This window comes from Lutispora sp. QWL-02 (genome assembly GCF_058315355.1).
In genome coordinates this window covers 1,089,417-1,110,052 of record NZ_CM177762.1, presented here as the reverse complement: position 1 = coordinate 1,110,052, position 20,636 = coordinate 1,089,417, and the positions used below count along the sequence as shown (strand labels likewise).

Here is a 20,636-nt window from a genome sequence, read left to right as displayed (position 1 = left end):
ACCATAAAAATAAAAAGATGTGTGATATATATCACACATCTACTCTTTTTCCTGATTTCAATACCATATCTATATTTATATTCTCGTCGAATATTACCAGATCCGCCATGCATCCCTTTTCGATCCTGCCCCTGTCTTTCAGCCCCAGAAGCATTGCAGGATTCCGGGTTGCCATAAGCACGGCCTTGGGAACGCTTATATCCAGGATGGATAAAATATTTCTGACAGCTCTGTCCATGCTGAGGGTGCTGCCTGCCAATTGGCCTTCCTCAAGCCTTGCTATGCCATCCTTCACATAGACCTTCTGTCCTCCAAGGGCATATTCTCCGTCCTCCATGCCTCCTGCCATCATGCAATCGGTCACCAGAATAATTTTGTCCGGGCCCTTTTGCCTTGCCAGTATCCTTAATGCTCCTCCGTGAACATGCACTCCATCGGCTATGCATTCTGCAGCGATATCTGAATCCAGCACTGCGCCCGAGGCTCCGGGCTCCCTGTGATCAAAGCCCTTCATCCCGTTGAAGGTATGGGTACTGCTTTTTATTCCCCATTCTATTCCTGCCTTGGCTTCCTCATAGCTGGCCCCCGTATGCCCCATCGAAGGTATTATCCCTTTTCCGTCCAGGTATCTTATAAGTTCCTCGGCTCCTGCCAGCTCAGGAGATAAGGTCACAAGCTTTACAAAATCTTCATCATCACCGCAGATTTCCTTAAAATCCTTTATGGACGGCTCCAATATATAACGCTCTCCCTGAGCACCTTTATATTTGCCGGATATGAAAGGCCCTTCCATATGTATCCCCAGCAGGTCTGCTCCGGCGGCAGCATATGAAGCCCTTTTGGCTTCCTTTATGGCTTCCCTTATCTTCGGTATGCTCTCTGTCATTGTGGCGCCTAAAAATCCGGCAACGCCTGTCTTCAATAGATATTGAGACATGGTCATAACCGCTTCATAGGTATCTTCCATTATATCGAAGCCTTTGCAGCCATGAATATGAATATCGATAAAACCGGGGGATACATATCGGCCTTTGGCATCTATAACCTCAGCCTTATCCGGAACCTTAGGGCATACATCCAGTATCCTTTCACCTTCCAGCAAAATCGCTTTATCCTCGATAGAATCACCAACTATAACCCTGCCGTTTATAATGGCTAACAAAGCTATCACCTCTCATCATCTTATATCGATCCTTCTCCAATGCCCTTTGCTGTATCTTATGACCATAAGAATTGCCTCCACTCCGTATTGCAAGGCAGTAGCAGCCCAAACATAGCTGATACTTCCGTTTATCAAAAATACGATTGCAAAGATCAAAGGAAGTCTGAACAGGAAATTCGTTACCAGAGATATCCTAAAGGGACCTTTAGTATCCCCGGCTCCTTTGAGAGCACCCGACATAACCATTCCGACAGCTATGGGCACCTGCTCAAAAGCCCCTATCCTGATAGCCTTTGAAGCCTCCGCAACCGAAGCCAGATCTGTGCTGAAAACCCTCATTATGCTGTAAGGGAAAAAGAAAAACGCAAGCCCCACGGCTCCCATAAGCAAAGATGCATATGCTACAGATCTTTTGGCTATTCTTTCAGCCGTATCCCGATCGCCTGCTCCAAGACTCTGGCCTACCAAGGCCGCTGCTGCAACGGCGAATCCGTTGCCGGGCATAAAGGATAAAGACTCAGCCGCCACAGCCAGGGAATTAGCTGCAAAAGCTATGGTGCCCAATTGGGCTATCCAGAATGAGGATAAAAGCCTGCTGCCCTCATTCATAAAGGTCTCCATACCTGCAGGCATGCTGAGATTTATCAATGTATTAAGAGATTCCTTCTTGAAGTTGAACATATTTTTTCTCCTGAGCTTGATGCCATTGGTGCCCTTTACAAGAAAAGCAAAGCATATGAAAAAACCTATGGCCTGTGAAGCTGCAGTGGCTATAGCTGCGCCATCAGCTCCCAAAGCTGGAAAGCCCAGCTTGCCGAATATCAATACATAATCTCCTACTATGTTTATCGCATTGGCTATCATGGCAGAAATCATCGGTACCACCGTATTGCCCGCAGCCCGTAAAATAGAGCTTGATATGATCAAAGGTATTACAAAAAACGTGCCTGTAAAGACGATCCTTGAATAAGCACTGCCTATCCTGATCACTTCAGGATCTTTGACTATGGCAGTGAATATTGACCTGGCAAAAATAATGCCTAAAGTACCCAGTATCAGCGCCACTATTATTCCCAGGCTTATAGCAAGCCCTGCTATGTATTCCGCCCTTTCATTATCCTTTGCCCCTATATTTCTGGCTACAAGTGCTGTAGCGCCTATGCCTATAGCTCCCATGACATTGCCCAGGGTAAACATGATCTGTACCCCTAAGTTTACACCTGCAATATCCGCTGCCGTAAGCCTTCCTACCATTGCGGTATCAGCTGTCCAGACAAGCGTATGAGCCATCATCTCTGCGATTGCAGGCAATGCCAAAGCAAAGATTCTGCTGTCCATTCTTTTATCTATCAAAGCCATATGATCCTCCAAATAATCTTTTTCGCAATATATATTGTACCAAACACTGATAAATACTCCAATAAAAATTTAAGGCTCCTTCAATTTAAAGGAGCCTGTGAATGATTCTCAACAGCTGTTCGCTTTGCCATATAATTGTATATTTCTTTTGCCAGAGCCCTATATGCAGCCTGCACCGATGTTTGGCTGCCTAAGCTCATAACAACCATAATATATGGATTATCCTTCAAATATATTATGCCTGCATCATTATATACGCCGCTGTCATTGGTTCCCGTCTTATGGGCTACCGGAGATTTATATCCGATGCCCTGGGGCAGCCTGTTGCTGTAAATATTGTTTCTCAGGGATTCATCAAAATATTTGCTGTTAGCCTCCCCGAAGGTCTTGCCCTCATAAAGCAGATCCAAGATATGCCCCAGATCCCTTGGCGTGGTCCTGGGTCCTTTGCTGGCGCCGTACCTTTTGATGTTTTCATTATATGACATAGCCGGAGCAGGGCCTATCTCACTATATACATAGGTATTCTTCAGCCCCAGCTCTAAAAAAACTTCATTGAGCTTAACGTTGCCGAAATGCCTCAGCAATGTATTAAAATATCCGTTAACGGAATGAGTTATCATCTTATAGGTGAGCTGCTTCATGTTATACTTGCTTCCTGTAATTTCATCCGTATACTCTTTATCGATATCCAACTCTCCCAAATTATTTAAATAATATACCACTGCCGCCGCTGCCAGCTTGCAGGTTGACGCCGTCTGGAAAAAGCCCTCGCCTTCAAACTTGTCGGATAGCTTGCTGCCGTTGTAATCATATTCATAGCCTGTTTTTAATTCCTTTATATATATGCCTATGGTACCTTTTCCGCCGTTTTTCGCAAAGCTATTCACTTGTTTCTTTACCATGGCATCAATATCATCATAGAAGCGCTTTTCCGCCTCTGCCATCCTTTGCTCTTCTATCTCTGAGTCCTGCCCGTCCTCCTGCCAATCCGGATCACTTATCAACCCCTCGAAGGGCAGCCTATTTTTCTGCACCGCGTCTCCTGTTGTCTCGTCTTGCTGAGCTGATGCATTGGGCTCTGTAAGCCCTTCGCAGCATGGCAAAATAACAGAGGTAAAAGTAAATGATAAAATAAGAATGAAAGTCAAGATTCTTTTATTATTCACGAAACCACCCAGCCTTCCAGAAATTAAGAAGCAACAAAAGTTCTCCTGAATTTTAGATATGCTGTAGGACGGGTGGATATTACATCAAATTGACTGTTTTACCTATCAGTTTTCTACATATGATATATCCAGTTCTATTTTAGCGTTATCGTCTAATATTAAGGGTATGCACACAACCGTTGATTTAGCTGCACTTAATTGCATGTTATCTCCGGTTAAGACTGTGGGAGGCGTTATATCCACATGAATATTTTTTTTCGAAAAAATTGTTGCCGTATTCCCTAATATCATATTGCACAGCTCTGCAATGGCGCTTTTGGACATTTCATCGAGGGTCTGTATAGGCATTCCGCCCATCATTGCAGAAACGATCTTATAAGCTGTTTCATAATCAAAAGATACTACTACATTTCCGCGAATTTTACCTGCCAGGCCTATTATAATCATAACTTTGTCGCCGGTATATGGTGTGGCTTTAACATATAGCTCTCCAATGGCAGGCTCAAATCCAGTGGTTTGCCTTATCACGCTTCGACTTGCTGTGATGAATGGATTTATATATTCAACGTTCATTTACTGGCTCTCCTTTTATATGTAATTTTTGCTGCTTTAAACGGGATATACACCAATCCCGCTTACAAATCAAAAAAACCATAGTACAAATTTACCACGGTTTGAATAAGACAGTACTCCTATTGCAGCCCGACTATCGTAGTGTCCCACATTAGACTCGTAGCTTTGCGTCCCTGACTTTCGACAGGTTTGCCCATTATTGATTATACAAATTATTTTTATATTACCATCTGAAAATTGATATGTCAATATTTATCTTCTTTTCGGCATGCTGCATAACAGGCTATATCGTGAAGTTAGGTTGTCAATCCTTGAGTCGTTTACCTTTACAGGAGAGCTTTATTGAAGAAATGACATAATCCACCAGAGGTTATGGACAGGTCTTTTAAAAAAGTATATAGGTATTTTGAGATGAAGAAACTGTGCCATGAGGAGGAACCTGAGCGTTATATGGATGTCAGGCATGTATGCAAATGTGGTTCTATGCTGTCTTAGCTTTGGTTTCTACCAGTTCTATATCAGCTATGTGAAAATCGGCTCTGTTTGTTACGATCCAATCGAAATACTGATAATAAACCTTGAAACAGCTTCCTTTCTTATAAGGAAATCCATGCTTCTGATACCAATCCGTCTTCAATCTTACCTTGTCCCCATAATTATAGCTGCTGCACTCATATTCTTCGCATTGATCCGGTTTCATTTGATAATCCGCTCCTTTAAAATTATTTTATAACGTGCAAGCTCCAAACCTCATAATATAAAGAAAATAAAGACCTCCTAATCCATAGAAAGATATAGGAGGTTAAGAAACTCTGTATCTAAATGTTTAATATAGTGTCACTGCTCAAAATTAAGGTAATCTGTAAACAGGCATCATAAAATACAGTTTACATAATTGCCCCCTAATCTTAACTCAATTATAGTTTTCACACCCTTCAATGTCAAATGCTTCACCTCAGATGGTAGCAACTGTGAGACTATATAGAAGGCATGAATCGATTTAGATGTGTATCTTTAAGAATACTTCCATTTCTCTCCTTCTACATAGCTTGAACTATATTCATCTTTATTTTTTATATACTACTTCACCATTAATAATTGTATAGGCAACAGTTGCATTCGTATCTACCGCAGGCATCCCCTTAAAAATAACTATGTCTGCATCCTTACCTTCCTCAATAGAACCTACTCTGTCTTCAATGCCCAATATCTTGGCAGGATTGATTGTCAGCATATTGAGCACTCTCTCTATATCTCCGCCAAAACGAATTACTTCACCGGCTTGTATAATGATTACCTCCGGGTTTAATATGGGACCGTCAGTCATTATCGCACAGTTTACTCCTTTTTTGTCCAATTCCACCAGGACTCCTATGTCGATTTTGCCGCACTCCCCCGGCAGTAAAGGTACACCAATAGGTCCATAAATAACTCCTCTGCAGCCCGAGTCGACTATATCATCAATAAAATCACCGGCTCCCCAAGCATGATCAAGGGTAAACTCCACATTAAATTCCTTTGCTATCCTAATAGTTGTAAGCATATCAAACTGCTCGCAATGGACCTTGATGGGTATTTCCCTTCTAAGCACTCTGCAGACATTTTCCAACCCTGTATCATAAGGCACCATGGATGATCCATCATCCTTAGCTCCTGCCCTTTTATCCATGTATTCCTTTCCCTTAATAAGGGTCTCTCTCATAACTTGCGCGATTCCCATTCTGGTCATAGGCACTTGGTTGCGCTTACCATAGACTCCCTTTGGATTACCGCCTAAGGCCATTTTTAAAGCTACAGGGTTTTTTATGCACATATCCTCAATACTGTTGCCATAGGATTTTACTGCACATACTAAGCCGCCCACCACATTGCCGCTTCCCGGAGCAATTGCAGAGGTTGTTATTCCGGCTCTCCTGACTCTCTCAAACATTTTTGAACCGGTATCGATAGAATATATTGATTGGACCTCCGGAGTAGCATTTTTTGTCATCTCATTCAAATCCTGATCGCTCATATCGGTGCCAAAACCACCTATATGGCTGTGGGCATCAATAATTCCCGGTATTACAACCATGCCTTCCGCATCAATCACATTATTGCAGCTGCATTTTAAATTTACACCAACCTCTTTTATCTTTCCATAAGAAATAAGGATATCTCCTTTTTCAATAACTTTTCCGGAACAAGTATATATTTTAGCATTTTTAATCACCAGCATGAAGCAACCCTCCTGGAATTTAGGATATTCTCACCATTTATATAGACTGCTTCAGCCCTCGCGGCATATGTCTCAATAGGATTAGCAGACCATATAGATAAATCAGCATCTTTGCCTATTTCAACAGAACCGATCCTATTATCAACACCCAATATTTTAGAAGGTATTGAGGTAATCATTTTGAGTACGTCTTCACTGTCCAGGCCATTCTTGTAATATAATATGGCATTCCATAACAGAGATTCTTTGCCTGACGCTGCATTATCTCCGCAAGAACTGATGGCAATATCCATATCTTCTTCTACCAATCTTTTTATTGCAAAAAAGTCTACTATAGAGTTTTTATACGACATGGCACAGGTCAAATCTCCAAGAACTATGCCTGCCCTCCTGCCGAGTATCTTGGTGACATCCTTATGAATGCCGAAGGCGCCTATAAATACTACATCTATATCGAAATCCTTCAAAGCCATTTCTGCTGCATCCATATCGGCCTTTGTGCTGCAGTTTATGAAAAGAGGCATTTCTTTGTCCAAGACCTTCAATAAGGCTTCATAATCCCCATTATAGTCCTTCTCTTTTTTCCCTTTGTATTCTAAAGCTTTCCTCAGGGCTTCCGTCAGAAGAGAGAAAGCTCCCATCTTGGTCATAGGGGTGAGGTTTTTTGAGCCATATAATTTTTTTGTTTCTGCTGTTATAGAGGATATCATTGCTGCCTTTTCCTTCACCAGCATTTTATATGGATGATCGCCATAAGTCTTAAATACCGCCGCATTGCCTCCTATAACATTTTTCGTTGATGGAGTTATACCTGCACTTGTTACACCGTATTCAAAAACTCTTTGGAACATCATGCTGTCCTGATCAAAGGAATAAACCACATCCATAGCCGGAGTGACCGGGTTGGAGTGCTCGTTCAAATCATTATCATCCCATCCGGGCCCCATGCATCCCCAGATATTAAGAGAATCAATGAGGCCGGGCAATATGACCTTATCCTTTGCATCTACCACTTCTGTAAGGCCAGAGACTTTCAGATCATATCCAATATCTTTTATCCGGGTATTTTCTATGAGAATATCTGCACCGTCCAATATACGGCCATTCCCATCATGCAAAATACCCTTCTTTATCAGAATCATGATCAGCCCCCCTTAATTGTTTTTCAAGTAATCTGCCATAAGCAGTCCGCATTCTAATTGAATGGCTACCAGCTTCTTAATGGGCACCACTTCATAATGTATTTTCTCTTCCAATTCCACACTCAGTGCCTTTAACCTGTCTTCTGCAAGCTTAAAAGCTCTCGTCAAGGCTTCTTTCTTTTCCTTGTCGTCTTCATTTGAAGCAGCCATATTTTCCAGCTCAGATTCATTGGCTCTGACCAATAATCCGTAAGACAACATTTTGTAAAATTTAGTTACCAGTAAATTATCGAATTCTTCAGCTACTGTAGCTTTTTTGGCAAAATCCGGATTTCCCTTTACCATCTTTCGTTCAGCTTCATTTCTTTCGGCATTGTCTGTAAAAGCTTCCAAAGCAAGTCTGAAAGGATTGTTCTTTTTCATATACTTTATCGAAATATCGAGGGTAGATTTTATGAACTTATCTGCCTCTTCGCTGTTATCCAGGCTTATTAGCACTGCATCCCTTCGGGTTATGCCGGCTTCAGATAAATCATTTATCCTTTTGTCGTAAAAATATGGCAATTCAGTCAGAAGTGTAAATGATCCGCATAGATCCTGAGCATAATCAGAGCTGCAGGTTCCGGCCTTTATGCTGTCTTCCGGATGCTCCACACCGTATTTTTCTAAATAATCATAGTTTTGTTCAATGCCCAGATTCTGATAAATTGCAGGAGAATATGCTACACAATAGGGCGCTTCGGGTTCGCCCAAATTCAAGGGCACTCCCTGCTTTTTAGCAGCTTCTCTCATAGCATCATAGATTTCCTTCGTTTCTTCGGTTATATACCAGTAGACTCCTCCAAAACCCGCATTATGCAATGAGTATATAAATTTTGGCCTGATGCGTTCTATAAGGCCCATCATAGCTTTTGTCTCAGGAATCGTATCATGGAAATGAAGATTTTTATAATCTATCGGGAAGGTCCAGTCTACCTGCTGATGCCCTGCTGGTCTGAAGAAATTTCTCGAATAATTATAAAGAGTATATGGGCCTTTGAACCACTTTTCATTTAATTTAGTGCCGTCTGCATCCCAGGCTTTAACTATATACCAAGTATAGTCAAGCTTATCTCTCAGCTCCTTATTTTGTGCCAGCTCTTTGGAGAAGTATTCCAGCATCATCGTCCCGATAGGTTCATTTGGGTGAGGGCAGCCAAACATCAAAGCATTTTGGGAACCATTCCCTATTTTTAAGCAGTATAACGGATGATTTTCTCTTGATCTTCCCATTTCAAATAATTCTACGCAGTCAGGAAATTCTTGCGCTAATTTTTTACTGCTATTATCCATCTCTTCTACAGTCAGAAATTCCTTGTAGTCAGGAATACCATCTATAAGCCTTTGAAATATTTCTTTCATGTCATGTCCTCCTATAAGAGCTAATTGCATATCCACTTAAAACAGATATGCAATTAGTCATTTTATTGAATATTAAGTTATTTTGCAGCTAAATCTGTATATGTGAATTCTGCCCAGCCCCATTTACCTGTTCCATCAATGGGCAGATTGATATAATCGGATCTATTGGCATCATAGCCTGCAAAAGTAACTATCGGAACATAAGGCAAATCCTTTGCTAATAATGCTTGAGCTTTTTTGTAATATTCAGCCCTCTTGCCTTGATCTCCTGTAGCAGCTCCCTGTTCACATAATGAATCAAATTCTGCACTGCTGTATGCTGCATAATTGCTTGCTTGTCCAGTACCAAATCTTTTTGCTAAGGCAGCAGGATCCGGCCCCATGAATCCACCCTGCATTTCAAGTATGAAATCCCTCTTGGTTCCTACTTTTTCAGACCAGGCATTATACTCATGAACTTGTACTTCAACATCTATTCCGGCTTGAGCCAAGGTAGCTTCGATCAATTTCGCAGCTTCCGGATAACCGCCACCTTCAAATACGTCCAAAGTCAAGCCTGCTACATAGAATCCATTTGCATCCTTCTTGTAGCCCGCATCTTCCAGTACCTTCTTGGCTTCCTCTATATTGAAGTGCGGAGATGTTTCCTCACTGTTTGATGCCCATTTTATCAAAGAAGGATACATATTGTATTCAGGTTTTTGCACTCCTGCATATATCTTTTGAGATATTTCTTCCTTATTTATGGCAACAGCTATAGCTTTTCTTAAGTTTACATCTTGTACTGCTTTATCCTTTAAGTTGAATATGATTCTCATGGGAGACGGGTATTCATTCAAAGCTAATCTTATATTCCCGGCTGCTTTTAGCTCCTCAACATTTCCTGCAGGCACATTTTCAAACATATCGATATCTCCATTGATAAGAGCCTGCACCGCAGTTGCATCATCCGGAATTATTGAGAATATAAGCTTGTCCAGCTTTGGCGACCCTTCATGGTAATCCTTATTCGGAACAAGAGTGATGCTTTCACCCTGTTTAAATTCAGAGAGCTTAAATGGTCCTGAGCCTACAGGGTTTTTTGAAGCAGGATTGTCTTCCCATTTTTCTCCGTTATTATAAAGGTGCTCAGGCAAAATGAAAGTCCCATACCAGCCTAAATCCGCAATGAAAGAAACATCTGCTTTATTCATTTTGAAAACTACAGTATAGTCATCCGGAGTTTCAATAGAATCAACAATTCCAAGTCTTGTGCTCATATAATATGTTTCATTGGCTTTAATTGTATCAAAAGTGTATTTTACGTCTTTGCTTGTAACTTTATTGCCGTCATGCCATTTGGCATCTTCTCTCAAAAAGAATGTGATATTCTTGCCATCTTCACTGACTTCCCACTTGCTGGCCAAATCAGGTATGATTTGCTTTGATGCGTCTAATTTAACAAGCCTGTTGAAGATATTTTGAACAATCGGATAATTATTGTCATCAGGCAGAGTATCCGGGTTAAAAGACATTGGATCCCCAATAGCCCTTACAATCAGTACCTTTTCCTCCGCAGGTGTCTGCGCAGCTGCAGGTTCGGATGCGTTCCGGGAAGTTGAGCATCCGGTTGCCATAATAGACAGTATTAACACTGCTACGGTTATCAACGACATTTTTTTCTTCATAAAAATCCTCCTCATCTATTCATTATTCAATCTATCGCAAGCTGCATAATGACCATTCCCCAAGTCACAGGCAGCAGGATATTTGATAAGACACTCTTTATTCGCCTTAAAACATCTGGGAGCAAAATAGCAGCCTGGTCCAGGATTGATCGGAGTAGGGGGCTCTCCGGCAATACTGATTCTGTCCATAATTTCATCAGGATCAATAGACCCGCAATTTGAAATCAGTGCTTGGGTATATGGATGCTTCGGATTTCTTATAACCTCATCGCTTTCTCCGTATTCCACTATCCTTCCCAAATACATAACTGCTATTTTGTCTGATATGTATCTTGTCAATGAAATATCATGGCTGATAAATATAATTGCAGCATTCTTTTCCTTGCTCAGATTCAAAAGCATGTTGATGATATCTGCTCTAACAGACACATCGAGCATAGAAACCGGCTCATCTGCAATGATAAACTTAGGATTTAAAAGCATGGCCCGTAATATGGAAATTCTCTGCAGCTGACCTCCAGACAATTCATGAGGGTACCTTTTTATAATGTCTTCACCGGGATGAAGTCCGCCGGATTCTAAGGCTTCTATACAAATTCGCTTCTTCTCCTCATCCGAGCCGCCAATAGAATGTATCTTCAGAGGCCTCATCAATATATTTTCGATAGTATCTCTGGGAGTAAAAGAATCGTAGGGATTTTGAAATACTATCTGAACTAATCTTCGAAACTTTTTTGAGTTTCTTTTCATCAACTCTCCTGTAGATACATTGTCAATATATACATCTCCATCTGTCGGATTCTCAAGCCTGGCAAGGATCCTTCCCAAGGTGGATTTCCCGCAGCCGCTCTCTCCTATGACACCCAATACTTCGCCTTTTCCCATCTCTAGAGAAACTTTGTCCACTGCCTTAACCCATTGTTTTTCCTTTGCAAACAGCTTAACACCACTCTTAACCGGGTACCACATGGAAACATTATCTATCTTTATATAGTCTTTATTGCTTTCCATTTATTCTTCACCTCCATACAGGTGACAATTCAGCAAGAATCCTTCATCCGTCTCCAATTTTTTAGGCTTGACTTTAAAACATTTATCCATAGCATATTGGCATCTGGGAGCAAAAATACACCCATCATACAGCTTGGACAAATCCGTTAAAAAGCCATTTATAGCTTCCAGCTTTGACTTTTCTCCTTTAAGAGAAGGAAAAGACGAAAGCAAACCTTTGGTATATGGATGCTTTGGGTTTTTTAAAACATCCTTAACGTACCCTATTTCCATAAACTCTCCCGCATACATAATAGCTACCTTATTACATGAGGTTGATACCACAGACATATCATGGGTTATCATAATTCTTGTCATATCCAATTCTTTTTCCATCTTTAGTATTTCATCCAATATCTGCCCTTGTGTGACAACGTCAAGAGCTGTAGTAGCTTCATCGAGAATCAGCAGTTTAGGGTTATGTATAAGGCTTACGGCAATAGAAACTCTTTGCAGCATGCCTCCCGACAGTTCATGAGGATAAAGATTGTAGACCCTTTCTGAGAGATTTACCAACTGCAAAAGGTATTCTACCCTTTTAAAAATTTCTTCCCTTGAAGCTTCAGGGTAATGAACTCTATAAATATCCTCGATCTGAGTTCCTATACGGTGAACCGGGCTTAATGAGTTCATAGATTTCTGAAACACAACGGCCAATTCTCTCCATCTCATTTTTTGCAATTCTGGCTTACTTAGCTTTGTAATATCTTTACCTATAAAATTAGCCACTCCGGATATCTCTGTACTTTTCTCGGGGAGAAGTCTCAATAATGCCATAGCCATTGTGGATTTACCAGAGCCTGACTCTCCTACTATTCCCAGGGAGTCTCCTTTATTGATTTTAAGATTTGCATTTTTTACTGCATAGACTTTTTTATACTTATTCACATAAGTAACATTAAAATTTTCTAATTCCAAAACTCTTTCCATTACTAGACTCCCCCTCTGCTGATATGCTTAGGGTTAAGCACATGATTTAAGCCATCGCCTAATAAATAAAATATTATGACCGTGATAACAATGGCCAAACCGGCAAAAGTTGATATCCACCATGCACTGGTGATATACGCCTTACCTGCATAAATCATCTGCCCCCAGCTTATGACATTAGGGTCACCGAGGCCTAAAAAACTGAGGCCGGCTTCTGTCAGTATGGCGTTGGACATACCCACTGTTGTATTCGCAATTACAGGAAATATGCCGTTGGGAATGATATACTTAAAAAGTATCTGCAGCCTGCTTTCTCCCATAGCAGAGCCTGCTTTTACAAAGGTTCTTTCTCTAAGGGATAAAGCTTGGGCCCTCATCAATTTGGCATTGCTTGGCCAGGTGGTCAAGCCTATTACTATCATCACATTTACAATGCTGTTCCCAAACAGGGCAATTATAAGCAGAATGAGAAAGAAAGTAGGCAGCATCATAAAGATATTAATTATTTCTGATACAAACTGATCTACATTTTTTCCGAAATACCCTGCAATGCCTCCTATTAGAGTTCCAATCGCAGCAGATATAAGGGCTGAGATAACAGCAACCTTAAGTGAGGTACGTGTGCCGTAAATAATCATGCTGTAAATATCTTGTCCCATATTATTGGTTCCCAACAGGTGTCCATTCTGCCTTATTTTATTCAGTATATCCGGACCAAAATCATATGGATTATGGCTTGCTAAACCCGGTGCGAATATTACGACTAATAAAAGCAAAATAATTCCGTAAAAACCGCACCTCAATTGCATATCTTTGCTAATAACTTCTTTGGCTTTTTTAAAAGTACTTTTTACATTTAGCTTCATGAAGACCCTCCTTAATACCTTATCCTTGGATCAAACACTGCATATACAATATCTACAATCATCATCACCACCGCAATCGATACCGACATAACAAGATATATCCCCATTAAAGTAGGATAATCTCTCTGAGTGATGGCGGTGAGAACCAAACGCCCCGTCCCCGGCCAGGCAAATACTATCTCTATAAGTGCTACTCCTGTAATCAAGTAGGCTAGTGATATGCCGAAGATAGTTATGGTTGGCAGTATTGCATTTCTAAATATATACTTGTTGAATATTTTCCTCTCATTCATTCCTGTAGCTCTGAAAGTAACAATAAAATCTTCATTAGCGACCTGCAAAACAGATGATTTTGCAATTCTGAAATAAATCGGTATTTCTATCAATAGGAGTGTCCCTACAGGCAAGATCATATGTACAATTACATCCAATATATATTTCATGCCGGTATAGTTCGCTCTGGCATTAGTCATCCCGTATGTAGGAAGCAGGTTTAACCTGGATGAAAAAACTATAATAAGCATAAGTCCCAACCAAAATGAAGGCATTGAATTCAAGATATATGAAATCCCTGAGAAAACAGCATCTATAAATGAACCCTCCTGCCGGGCCGCCATTATGCCCATCAATGTTCCAATAAATAAAGAAAGTATTGCTGCAGTGAGCACCAATAATACAGTTGCTCCTAACTTTTCGCCTATCATATCCGTGACCGGTCTGTTGTATATTATTGAAGTTCCTAAATCTCCTGTAAGAGCTGTCTTTAAATACATTACAAACTGGGTAGGCAAAGGCTTATCCAGACCATATTTATGCTCTAATGCAGCTTTCAAGACCAGATCATCAGTTTCTTTACCCATTAGAGTCTTTATAGGATCACCCGGTGCTAATCTGATAATGATGAAGTTGATAGAAAAAACAATGATTATAGTAAGAAGACCTGTTAATAATCTTTTGCCGATGTACCTTTTCACTCAATCCCCTCCAAAGTTAAATTTCAACCTGCACTTGAAAGCAATAACACTATATCACTGCAAACATGATATAATAATTGTAAGCCTGTAGTGAACATGTTCACTTTTTTTATTTATTATACTAGCACTATTAAAATCCTGTGTCAATGAATTTATCATTTTATTCTTACTATTCTGCAAAAATATAAATTTATTGACTTTACAGTTTATTTATATTTACTAAATTCCCTAATCTTTGGTACAATGAAAACAATTAAGTGATTCTTAGGAGGTAAACATGCCCAAAAAAACATTTTTCAACTTGCCGCCTGATAAGAAACAAAGAATAATAGATGCAGCATATGATATATTTATTGAAGAAGAATACGAGAAGGTAAGCATCAGAGCTATCACAAAAAAAGCAGGCATATCATTAGGCAGCTTTTATAAATATTTTGATGACAAAGATGAATTGTATCTATATTTGTTAACCTCTATCGGAAAAAAAATATATGATAAGGAAAAGGAGTATGAGGGTATATTTTTGTTGAGAAAAGGTTATATACCGCTTGAAAAAATATGCTCTGAAAAGGAAATTGAATTTGATAAAACTTGGTATAAGGCTCCTGTAGAAGTTATGAGAAAATTCTATTTTGGGGAATACAGCAAAGAATTGAACAGCATTTTTAGGGATGAATTACTAGAGCTTAAAAACTCAGGTAAATTAAAGGATTCTGTTGATGTTGACTTTGTCTTCTACTTATTTGTAACATCAATGTTTAACATATTGATGTATTTCAGGGAATATGATATTGAAGATCAAGATATGAAGCTTAAGATAAAAAATGACTACTATACTAATTTATTTTTAACTGGCATACTAAAGGCTGAATAGGCATACTGCCCAGCCTTTAGTATTACCGCTGCTCTCAAAAAGGCCTTATTCAAAGGAGAAATTTCTGTTTACATACATACTAAGCAACTTTGCGGAGGCCTCTATATCCTCCATATTGGACATGCTGTTAGGCCCATGAGGATATCTTGTCACTATTGTTATGCCGCTGGCCCTTACTCCATAATTAGAAAGATTGATGGAGCTTGCGTCAGTGCCGCCTTTATCGATTACGTCATACTGATATTTGATATTGTTTTCTTCACAGCATTTGACCATCTCGCTTATGAGATATTCATCACATATGACCGATGGGTCTGATACTTTTATTCCCGCACCGGCTCCCAAGGCATTGCTGCCCTCCAGATCACATGGATAATCATGGGCTGGAGTGATATCTACCGCAATGCCTATATCAGGCTGAATTCTCTGTGAGGCAACCTTTGCCCCTCTGCAGCCCAGCTCCTCCTGGACGGTGAAGACCAGATATACATCATTTGCCGGAGTGCCCATATCCATCAAGGCCTTCATCATCACATAACAGCCTGACCTGTTATCCAAAGCCTTAGCGGTGATATTTCCGCCCTTCAGCTCCGCATATTCACCGATATAATTGGCCACATCACCTACTTTTACATACTCCATGGCTTCTTCTTTGCTCCTGGCTCCGATATCCACACAAAGCTTAGTAAAATCTCCCTTGACATCCTCCATCTTGGTAGTGCTGGTCACTATGCCGGTTATGCCGTTTCTGAACCTTACCCTGCTCATATAAGTGGTATCGGCCCACAAGAATCCCAAAGTCTTAACCTTTATCAGGCCGCTGGGCTCGATCTTGGTGACCTGGAGCCCAATCTCGTCCATATGAGCTGCTGCCATAATCTTTTTCTTATCCTTGGCTGATCCCTTTTTATAGACGATCAAATTCCCCAGTGCATCGACCATAACCTCATCTGCGTAATCCTGCACCGCATCCTTTATCATATCTCTTACTTCCTTCTCATAGCCGCTGACCCCGAAGGCCTGGGTCAAATCCTTCAACAACATTTTATTCACCTCTCCAATCCGGCTTTTTCCTTTCCAGTCAAAGCCTTTTTCTTTACCCAATGCACTTGATTCATAAGCGGGTGGCGCAGCTTTATGGCACCATCTTTGGGACACTCCATGACACAGCAGCCGCAATACCAGCATTCCCCCGGATAGGCAACTATCGGAGGCTTTCCCTTCTCGGCATTGGGAATCAGGATATCTACCTGGCATATTTCAACGCATCTATTGCAGCCTATGCATTTATCCGGGTTGTAAATAATAGGGTTTGCGGCAGGCATCTCTCTCATTCCTTATCCCCCCTTATATAATCTTGATTATGCTTTTCATAATTTTCCTTCACATCGCCGAAATAGTCAACAGGTACTTCTCTTTTTTCCGTTTTTCCATCAAGCTGCTTTATTATGATAAGCTTCTTGCTCATGCCTTCATCTTCTATGCTGTCTCCCCTGTCAAAGCACAAGGGCTTTGAGCTGGTTCTTCTGATTAATGACGCTTCCATGATCATCTGAGCTACTGTAAGTATGTCAAAAACCTCAAGAAGTCTTACCAATTCATGAGGATTATAGGCAAAGGTCTGAGGTACCACGTTCTCCTCATATTCCTTCAATCTGGCCAAGCCTACCTTCAGCAGCTCTTGATATTTGACCTCTCCGCAGTAGTTTTGCATGGTCTTGGCTATGCCCATATTCAGCTCTTTCCATCCTATGCTCACAGACGGGTCATTCTTCAGGGGTGCGTATACTCTGGCTTTTTCTCTTTCTATTTGCTTTATATTCCATGCTGCAGATTCATTGGCATCAGCAAATTTAGCGGCATGCCTGCCTGCGTAGTAGCCCGTAGTGGCAGCATGGCCATAGCAATTTGAAGCATAAAGAGCGTCTCCCGCCGAGTATAAGCCTTCCAGATTGGTGCTTAGGGACCAATCGTTGAAAAAGCCGCCGGGCAAGCCAAACAGCTGCCGCTCCTGGGGAAGAAAGCTTGCGGAGGTCCAACCGGTACCATAGCATTGAAGGACATGCTCCTCAGGGTCAAAGCCCGCTTCTGTGTAATTCTTGTATATAGGAACCTTGGTCTTGCCTTCTTCTCCTACCATCATGCCCCAGATCACCCGTCTCTCATCGCCGGGCAAAGCCGATAAATCGGCATAAAAAGGCAGCTTATAGCCTTTCTCTATCATCTTCGAAAAAGAAAGGGTCTCCGGCCCCTCAATACCATACTTAGGATAATCTACGCTTCCCCCCTTGAGGAAAAACTTCTGATCTCTGGCAGGCTTGAACCTGTCGCCGACACTTTCCAGTATATTTCCGTCCCTGTCTGCATAAGGTATTTCTTTGCCTCTCGAATCTATTATTGAAGCAGCATACCAGGTATTATGATTGTTGCCGGCACCATATGGAGGATAGCTCCTTCCTGAAGCAGAAAATTCTGCCGGTACGGATTTTTCCATCATGGCAAACTCAGCACCGGCCCTCCAGCCCATGGCATGTCCATCTCCGATGCATTGTGTGGGCCTGAATTCGCATAAGCCGGGAAGCTCAGCAGAAAAAAGCCATACCCTGGCCGGTCGGGACATGCATATTATACTGGATTTGGCACTGAAAATATAAAATTTGCCTGTCCTCGTGTGCATGCCTGTTGCACCTATGCATCTGGTCTCCTGCAGGCCCCCTTCTGTCAGTAAGGATGTAACCATTACCCTGTCTACAATCTGTACATCTAATCTTCGCAGTTCCTTATACATAGCAGGCTTAAATGTGGAACCCCAGATCCTCAAAGTAAATTTATTTTCATAATCATATGCAAACATGAGCTTTGTTTCATCATCACGAAACTCCGCTCCCGCAAATTCATCGCCTGTGTCCCTTATTTTGCCTCCCATTTTTTCAATATCTAAAAGCCTGTCATATCCCTCCCTGCACTCTATATAGTGAGATATTCCATTGTTGAAGCCATCATTGTCATCCAGCATAGCTTGCACCAACTCCTCAGGAGTAACCTTAGAACAAGGATTGGCAGCCGCAGACTCCCAATGGTCGCAGCCGGAGCCGCCTGCTCCGCTTCTCCTGGTCGCGCCTTTCTCTACCAGCACAACCTTCTGGCCTGCCCTGGCAGCAGCAATGGCAGCCATACAGCCGGCGATGCCTCCTCCAAGCACCAGAACATCTGCGTATACGATCTCTTCCTTGTCATACTCCAGGGGGTAAGGCCATTCATAATTATGCATAATAACCCTCCCAAAATGTTTAAATATTTTCACAATGATGTTAACACAATATCGTATATCTTGCAATATATATATTGCATTTTGCAAAATGTTAAATGCCATTGCCTTGTATATCTTTTTATGTTAAAATATGCGGTGAAAACAAGGCGCATAAAATGCCGCCGAATAAATAATAGGAAAGTCAGGGAGCATAGCCATGATAGATATTATTAAAGCTACATTGGGAGATCAAATTTATGCCGTTTTGAGAGATGACATCATATGCCAGAGGATAAAGTGCGGTGAAAAGCTCACATTAAAAGCCCTGCAGGAAAGATTCGATATCAGTTCCACCCCGATAAGGGAAGCTATTAAGAGATTAAGCCAGGAAGGTTTGGTTGAACATGTCACCAATGTAGGTGCAAAAGTGATCAATATAGATGAAAAGGACATCAAGGAAATTTATGATTTCTGTTCTGTTTTGGATGTTGCTGCTCTCAAATTTGCAACCAACAGCGATAGATTTAATGAAATGCTCCAGGAGATGGAAAATTGTATAAAGTCTCAAGAAATCTGCTTGAATAATGGAAATATGGAGCGCTTCAAGCTGCATTCGGACAATTTCCACGACATATTATATAAGTATGCGGATAATTCACGGCTCTATGATGCTGCCAAAAATATCAGAAGCCAGTTTACCATACTGACCACCAAATATCAAACCTTTTTAAATGCAGGAGCATGGATCTTAACCGGACACAAGGAAATTTTTGAAGCAATAAGATCAAAGGATATAGAAAATGCCTCATCACTTATGACAAGGCATTTTGAACACAGCAAGAATTATTTGCTGAAAAGCATTCGAGAACAGAATAACTAAAACTTTGACTATATCATGGTGAGATCTATATTCCTCTTCAAGAAATCCTCTGTAATCTTCAATGCAGCAGCCGCATCGTTAAGATTGCATACTTCAACCGGCGAATGGGAATATCTCCTGGGGATAGCCAATGACACAATGGCCATACCATTGCCCGCATAGATACATCTCGCTCCATCAGTGACATAAGCTGCATTGATGAAGGCGAATTCCTGATATTTGACTCCGGTAGAAGCTGCAGAATCCCGGAGTGCCTCAACCAATTTTGGATGGCTGACCGCATAGGCCATCACTCCGGCATAGGCCTGAGAAAGGATGATCACCGGTCCCTTACCCAGGCCTACGGGAAGTTCCTTCAAATAATCACTATCAGGAACATCACCTGCAGGAACGGTATCTATAAACAGGCCGTAATCAGGATTCAAATAATTTACAGCCGAAGAAACAGCACTGACAGTGCTCTCTTCCAGGATGCCAAATACCGCGAATACTTCTCCATGGATGTCCTCGGCTTTAAGATTTTTCATGGATTCTATAAGAATAGCGCAGCCAACTCGGTCATCTATGGCACGCCCTGATAAATAATCTGTATCAAGCATTTCAACGCAGGGCGAATCAGGAATGATCTGAGAGCCTGTTCGTATGCCCAACGCTTCCGCTTCTTCTCTGGAGCTGACACATATATCCACATATGATTGTTTCACCGTTTGGGGTCTCGCCATTTCCTCGGGGGTCAGCAAATGGGCTGAACGTGTCCCGATTATTCCGGGCACTATTCCCTTATCTCCTTTTATCAGCACTCTTCTGCCGGGAAGGCATGCCTCAGAAGCCAGGCCCACCTTTGAGAAATACAGAAACCCGTCAGGGGATATTGTTTTTACCGCATATCCAACTTCATCCATATGGGCACTGATCAGGACCCTTGGCCCCGGCTTTTTGCCCTTTTTTGCAGCCACCAGCATTCCGTTTTTCATGACCTCAATGGAATCTGCATATCCTTCCAATTCTTTTTTTACATATCTGGCAACATCCCATTCGTAACCGCTTAAGCCGATTATTGAAGTTAGTTCTTTCAATCTTTTTCTTATAGCTTCCTTCACTTTATCTCCCCTATCTTAATT

Annotated in this window: 19 protein-coding genes and 1 riboswitch; of the genes, 2 read left to right on the top strand and 17 right to left on the bottom strand. The window is 41.3% G+C overall.

Annotation, left to right across the window (positions count from 1 at the left end):
• Positions 1-31 precede the first annotated feature (31 nt).
• From nagA to AC4HCY_RS04805, 13 genes are all read right to left on the bottom strand, one after another.
• Positions 32-1,162 (bottom strand): N-acetylglucosamine-6-phosphate deacetylase, encoded by a 1,131-nt coding sequence (gene nagA, locus AC4HCY_RS04865; RefSeq protein ID WP_323433602.1) that lies wholly within the window; start codon positions 1,160-1,162, stop codon positions 32-34.
• Positions 1,163-1,177: 15 nt separating this feature from the next.
• Positions 1,178-2,521, bottom strand: coding sequence for an MATE family efflux transporter (locus AC4HCY_RS04860; protein ID WP_323433601.1), 1,344 nt, complete (start codon positions 2,519-2,521; stop codon positions 1,178-1,180).
• Between the two features lie 80 nt (positions 2,522-2,601).
• The gene (locus AC4HCY_RS04855; protein WP_323433600.1) at positions 2,602-3,690 is read right to left on the bottom strand and encodes a serine hydrolase; all 1,089 of its coding nucleotides are present in this window, start codon (positions 3,688-3,690) and stop codon (positions 2,602-2,604) included.
• A gap of 105 nt (positions 3,691-3,795) precedes the next feature.
• On the bottom strand, positions 3,796-4,263 hold the full coding sequence (locus AC4HCY_RS04850) for a chemotaxis protein CheX (protein WP_323433599.1): 468 nt from the start codon (positions 4,261-4,263) through the stop codon (positions 3,796-3,798).
• Between the two features lie 120 nt (positions 4,264-4,383).
• A riboswitch (cyclic di-GMP riboswitch) is annotated at positions 4,384-4,467 on the bottom strand.
• A gap of 277 nt (positions 4,468-4,744) precedes the next feature.
• Positions 4,745-4,963, bottom strand: coding sequence for a hypothetical protein (locus AC4HCY_RS04845; protein ID WP_323433598.1), 219 nt, complete (start codon positions 4,961-4,963; stop codon positions 4,745-4,747).
• Between the two features lie 366 nt (positions 4,964-5,329).
• On the bottom strand, positions 5,330-6,481 hold the full coding sequence (locus tag AC4HCY_RS04840) for an amidohydrolase family protein (RefSeq protein ID WP_323433597.1): 1,152 nt from the start codon (positions 6,479-6,481) through the stop codon (positions 5,330-5,332).
• Positions 6,472-7,623, bottom strand: a complete 1,152-nt coding sequence (locus AC4HCY_RS04835) for an amidohydrolase family protein (protein WP_491095505.1) — start codon at positions 7,621-7,623, stop codon at positions 6,472-6,474. Before AC4HCY_RS04835 ends, AC4HCY_RS04840 begins: the two co-directional genes overlap by 10 nt.
• A 12-nt stretch (positions 7,624-7,635) precedes the next feature.
• Complete coding sequence (locus tag AC4HCY_RS04830) at positions 7,636-9,024, bottom strand: M14 family zinc carboxypeptidase (protein ID WP_491095504.1); 1,389 nt, start codon at positions 9,022-9,024, stop codon at positions 7,636-7,638.
• A gap of 77 nt (positions 9,025-9,101) precedes the next feature.
• Positions 9,102-10,691, bottom strand: coding sequence for an ABC transporter substrate-binding protein (locus AC4HCY_RS04825; RefSeq protein ID WP_491095503.1), 1,590 nt, complete (start codon positions 10,689-10,691; stop codon positions 9,102-9,104).
• A gap of 15 nt (positions 10,692-10,706) precedes the next feature.
• Positions 10,707-11,702 (bottom strand): oligopeptide/dipeptide ABC transporter ATP-binding protein, encoded by a 996-nt coding sequence (locus AC4HCY_RS04820; RefSeq protein WP_491095502.1) that lies wholly within the window; start codon positions 11,700-11,702, stop codon positions 10,707-10,709.
• Positions 11,703-12,671, bottom strand: a complete 969-nt coding sequence (locus AC4HCY_RS04815; RefSeq protein WP_491095501.1) for an ABC transporter ATP-binding protein — start codon at positions 12,669-12,671, stop codon at positions 11,703-11,705.
• A gap of 2 nt (positions 12,672-12,673) precedes the next feature.
• A complete protein-coding gene (locus AC4HCY_RS04810) occupies positions 12,674-13,537 on the bottom strand; it encodes an ABC transporter permease (protein ID WP_323433591.1) in 864 nt (287 codons plus the stop codon).
• An 11-nt stretch (positions 13,538-13,548) separates the two neighbouring features.
• The gene (locus tag AC4HCY_RS04805) at positions 13,549-14,511 is read right to left on the bottom strand and encodes an ABC transporter permease (RefSeq protein ID WP_491095500.1); all 963 of its coding nucleotides are present in this window, start codon (positions 14,509-14,511) and stop codon (positions 13,549-13,551) included.
• 277 nt (positions 14,512-14,788) lie between these two features.
• Between AC4HCY_RS04805 and AC4HCY_RS04800 the strand changes: the two genes are divergently transcribed.
• Positions 14,789-15,385 (top strand): TetR/AcrR family transcriptional regulator, encoded by a 597-nt coding sequence (locus AC4HCY_RS04800; RefSeq protein ID WP_323433589.1) that lies wholly within the window; start codon positions 14,789-14,791, stop codon positions 15,383-15,385.
• Positions 15,386-15,430: 45 nt separating this feature from the next.
• Here the strand turns inward: AC4HCY_RS04800 and AC4HCY_RS04795 are convergent, their stop codons facing one another.
• Genes AC4HCY_RS04795 through AC4HCY_RS04785 form a run of 3 tightly spaced genes read right to left on the bottom strand, consistent with a single transcriptional unit; the run spans position 15,431 to position 18,656 of the window.
• Positions 15,431-16,429: a M42 family metallopeptidase gene (locus AC4HCY_RS04795; protein ID WP_323433588.1), complete on the bottom strand. Its 999-nt coding sequence runs from the start codon at positions 16,427-16,429 to the stop codon at positions 15,431-15,433.
• A gap of 5 nt (positions 16,430-16,434) precedes the next feature.
• Positions 16,435-16,719 carry a 4Fe-4S dicluster domain-containing protein gene (locus tag AC4HCY_RS04790; RefSeq protein WP_323433587.1) on the bottom strand — a complete coding sequence of 95 codons (285 nt, stop codon included), beginning with the start codon at positions 16,717-16,719 and terminating at the stop codon, positions 16,435-16,437.
• Positions 16,716-18,656, bottom strand: coding sequence for an FAD-dependent oxidoreductase (locus tag AC4HCY_RS04785; protein WP_323433586.1), 1,941 nt, complete (start codon positions 18,654-18,656; stop codon positions 16,716-16,718). The genes AC4HCY_RS04790 and AC4HCY_RS04785 overlap by 4 nt, the downstream gene beginning before the upstream one ends.
• A 196-nt stretch (positions 18,657-18,852) precedes the next feature.
• Here AC4HCY_RS04785 and AC4HCY_RS04780 point away from each other — a divergent pair, with 196 nt between their 5' ends.
• Positions 18,853-19,515 carry a GntR family transcriptional regulator gene (locus tag AC4HCY_RS04780; RefSeq protein WP_323433585.1) on the top strand — a complete coding sequence of 221 codons (663 nt, stop codon included), beginning with the start codon at positions 18,853-18,855 and terminating at the stop codon, positions 19,513-19,515.
• Positions 19,516-19,523: 8 nt separating this feature from the next.
• Here AC4HCY_RS04780 and AC4HCY_RS04775 read toward each other — a convergent pair whose 3' ends face one another.
• The gene (locus tag AC4HCY_RS04775; protein WP_323433584.1) at positions 19,524-20,615 is read right to left on the bottom strand and encodes a M42 family metallopeptidase; all 1,092 of its coding nucleotides are present in this window, start codon (positions 20,613-20,615) and stop codon (positions 19,524-19,526) included.
• Positions 20,616-20,636 lie beyond the last annotated feature (21 nt).

Excerpts from the sequence above, each read along its gene's own strand:
- AC4HCY_RS04800 (WP_323433589.1), top strand. The coding sequence starts at position 14,789 with ATGCCCAAAAAAACATTTTTCAACTTGCCGCCTGATAAGAAACAAAGA.
- AC4HCY_RS04850 (WP_323433599.1), bottom strand. The coding sequence starts at position 4,263 with ATGAACGTTGAATATATAAATCCATTCATCACAGCAAGTCGAAGCGTG.
- AC4HCY_RS04845 (WP_323433598.1), bottom strand. The coding sequence starts at position 4,963 with ATGAAACCGGATCAATGCGAAGAATATGAGTGCAGCAGCTATAATTAT.
- AC4HCY_RS04840 (WP_323433597.1), bottom strand. The coding sequence starts at position 6,481 with ATGCTGGTGATTAAAAATGCTAAAATATATACTTGTTCCGGAAAAGTT.
- AC4HCY_RS04785 (WP_323433586.1), bottom strand. The coding sequence starts at position 18,656 with ATGCATAATTATGAATGGCCTTACCCCCTGGAGTATGACAAGGAAGAG.
- AC4HCY_RS04790 (WP_323433587.1), bottom strand. The coding sequence starts at position 16,719 with ATGAGAGAGATGCCTGCCGCAAACCCTATTATTTACAACCCGGATAAA.
- AC4HCY_RS04780 (WP_323433585.1), top strand. The coding sequence starts at position 18,853 with ATGATAGATATTATTAAAGCTACATTGGGAGATCAAATTTATGCCGTT.
- AC4HCY_RS04815 (WP_491095501.1), bottom strand. The coding sequence starts at position 12,671 with ATGGAAAGAGTTTTGGAATTAGAAAATTTTAATGTTACTTATGTGAAT.
- AC4HCY_RS04795 (WP_323433588.1), bottom strand. The coding sequence starts at position 16,429 with ATGTTGTTGAAGGATTTGACCCAGGCCTTCGGGGTCAGCGGCTATGAG.
- AC4HCY_RS04820 (WP_491095502.1), bottom strand. The coding sequence starts at position 11,702 with ATGGAAAGCAATAAAGACTATATAAAGATAGATAATGTTTCCATGTGG.
- AC4HCY_RS04810 (WP_323433591.1), bottom strand. The coding sequence starts at position 13,537 with ATGAAGCTAAATGTAAAAAGTACTTTTAAAAAAGCCAAAGAAGTTATT.
- AC4HCY_RS04830 (WP_491095504.1), bottom strand. The coding sequence starts at position 9,024 with ATGAAAGAAATATTTCAAAGGCTTATAGATGGTATTCCTGACTACAAG.
- AC4HCY_RS04835 (WP_491095505.1), bottom strand. The coding sequence starts at position 7,623 with ATGATTCTGATAAAGAAGGGTATTTTGCATGATGGGAATGGCCGTATA.
- AC4HCY_RS04860 (WP_323433601.1), bottom strand. The coding sequence starts at position 2,521 with ATGGCTTTGATAGATAAAAGAATGGACAGCAGAATCTTTGCTTTGGCA.
- AC4HCY_RS04825 (WP_491095503.1), bottom strand. The coding sequence starts at position 10,691 with ATGAAGAAAAAAATGTCGTTGATAACCGTAGCAGTGTTAATACTGTCT.